This window comes from Enterobacter sp. CCUG 70166 (genome assembly GCF_020224095.1).
GTDB classification, from domain to species: Bacteria; Pseudomonadota; Gammaproteobacteria; order Enterobacterales; family Enterobacteriaceae; genus Enterobacter; species Enterobacter intestinihominis.
Genome location: NZ_NRIQ01000077.1, coordinates 1 through 2256, shown reverse-complemented (window position 1 = coordinate 2256; position 2256 = coordinate 1). Strand labels below are relative to the sequence as shown.

Here is a 2256-nt window from a genome sequence, read left to right as displayed (position 1 = left end):
GCAAGCGCACGCGGCACGTTGTCCAAGGTCAAGGTGCGACTGTCGGTCTCGATCCCGTCGTGATGTGCTTCCGCCTCGCTGTAGCCCACGGTGGCGACCTGCGGGTCGGTGAACACCACGGCCGGCATTGCGGTCAGGTCCAGGGCCGCATCGCCGCCAGTCATGTTGATCGCAGCACGGGTGCCGGCCGCTGCCGCCACATAGACGAACTGAGGCTGGTCGGTGCAGTCGCCAGCCGCATAAATGTGTGGCGTACTGGTGCGCATGCCCTTGTCGATGACGATGGCCCCCTGCGCATTGGCAGCGACTCCCGCCGCTTCCAATGCCAGGCTGCGCGTGTTCGGTGCCCTGCCAGTGGCGACCAGCAGCTGGTCGGCGCGTATTTCACCGTACCCGGTGGTCAGCACGAATTCGCCGTCCACATGCGCGACCTGGCTGGCTTGCGTGTATTCCAATACCTTGATCCCTTCGGCACGGAACGCGGCTGTAACGGCCTCGCCGATGGCCGGGTCTTCGCGGAAGAACAGCGTGCTGCGTGCCAGGATCGTCACTTTGCTGCCCAGCCGGGCAAAGGCTTGCGCCAGTTCCAGCGCCACCACAGACGAGCCGATCACGGCCAGGCGCTCGGGAATGGTGTCGCTGACCAGGGCCTCGGTGGAAGTCCAGTAGGGTGACTCTTTCAGGCCCGGAATCGGCGGCACGGCCGGGCTGGCACCCGTGGCGACCAGGCAGCGGTCGAACGCCACCACACGCTCGCCGCCATCGTTTAAACGGACGGCAAGGCTCTGGTCGTCCTTGAAACGCGCTTCACCATGCAGCACGGTGATGGCCGGGTTGCTGTCCAGGATGCCTTCGTACTTGGCGTGGCGCAGCTCATCGACGCGCGCCTGCTGCTGGGCCAGTAGTTTGCTGCGATCAATCGCAGGCACAGTCGCCGCGATGCCACTGTCGAATGGGCTTTCACGGCGCAAATGGGCGATATGGGCAGCGCGGATCATGATCTTGGACGGCACGCAGCCGACATTGACGCAAGTACCGCCGATGGTGCCGCGCTCGATCAGCGTGACGTTCGCACCTTGCTCGACGGCCTTCAGCGCCGCCGCCATCGCGGCTCCGCCGCTGCCAATAACGGCGACGTGCAGTCCGTCCCCATCACCACCAGCCTTGTCGCCACCGCCCAGCCATCCCAGCGCCTTGCCAAGCAGTCTGCCCCGCGCTGAAGTGGATGGGGCATCGGCGGGTGTGGCCTTGTAGCCGAGGCCGGCCACAGCGGCGGTCAGCGCCTCTGGCGAGGTGCCGGGATCGGTGGCGAGTTGCGCGGAGCCTTTCGGGTAGGACACGAGCGCCGACAGCACGCCCGGCACTTTCTCCAGGGCGTCCTTGACATGTGTCGCGCACGAGTCGCAGGTCATTCCGGTGATATTCAAATACATTGCATCGTTCCTTTTCGTTTCGGCAACTGCCAATGCAGTTAGCCGTGTTTGGGTGGTAGTTCGCAGCGGCGGTTGGCCGGTGAGAGCAGATCCCAGATCGACACCCCGATCATCAAGGCCAGACCGACATAGAGGAGGTTCGCCGTCCACCAATTGCCAAAAAACAAGAGCATGGCCGCCAGCACGATGGCTGGGCCGACCATCCCGAGCAGGCTGCGGTACCATTGCCGATGACTCAGCCAGCCCAGTGCATTCGCCAGCAAAGCCACGACTGCGAACAGCGGCAGCAGCTTGGAGATAAACAACCCTTCGTATTCCTGTAGAAAGCCAAGGCCGATGGCCGCGCCCAGGCTGGCGATAGCCGGGAAACAGGCAGCGCATCCCATCGCGGAAACAACGCTGCCAAGCGCGCCAGCCTTGTCGGCAATGCGTGTAATCAGTCCCATGATCGCCCCAGGTTCGGGTTCAGTGGCTCACTGCTTGACGCTGGACGGATAGCCCGCGTCTCCGGTTGCCTTGGTCAGCTTCTGCACGCTGGTCTTGGCATCATCGAACGTGACAACCGCTTCGCGTGTCTCGAAGGTCACGTCAATTTTGCTGACGCCTTCGACCTTGGAAATCGCCTTCTTGACGGTGATCGGGCAGGTGGAGCAGGTCATGCCCGGTACGGACAGCGTGACGGTCTGGGTGGCGGCCCACACGGGGGCAACAACGGCAGCGAGGGCGAGGGCGGCAAACAGTTTTTTCATGATGAACTCCTGTGATTAATAGAAAAATGGCATGACGTAGGGAAATCCGAGCGCGACCAGGACCAGCGCGGCCA

General features: G+C 63.3%; 3 protein-coding genes. All 3 read right to left on the bottom strand.

Going from position 1 to position 2256, the window contains the following annotated elements; translation table 11 throughout:
• Positions 1-1433 (bottom strand): mercury(II) reductase (gene merA / locus CKK19_RS24750; protein WP_127791826.1); only part of this gene is annotated, 1433 nt, incomplete at its 3' end.
• A gap of 38 nt (positions 1434-1471) precedes the next feature.
• Entirely contained in the window at positions 1472-1879 is a 408-nt protein-coding gene (gene merC / locus CKK19_RS24745; RefSeq protein WP_000522993.1) for an organomercurial transporter MerC, read from the bottom strand.
• Between the two features lie 27 nt (positions 1880-1906).
• Positions 1907-2182: a mercury resistance system periplasmic binding protein MerP gene (merP, locus tag CKK19_RS24740; protein WP_000732276.1), complete on the bottom strand. Its 276-nt coding sequence runs from the start codon at positions 2180-2182 to the stop codon at positions 1907-1909.
• Between the last annotated feature and the right edge of the window lie 74 nt (positions 2183-2256).

Coding starts and splice junctions, on each gene's coding strand:
- merP (WP_000732276.1), bottom strand. CDS start 2,182: ATGAAAAAACTGTTTGCCGCCCTCGCCCTCGCTGCCGTTGTTGCCCCC.
- merC (WP_000522993.1), bottom strand. CDS start 1,879: ATGGGACTGATTACACGCATTGCCGACAAGGCTGGCGCGCTTGGCAGC.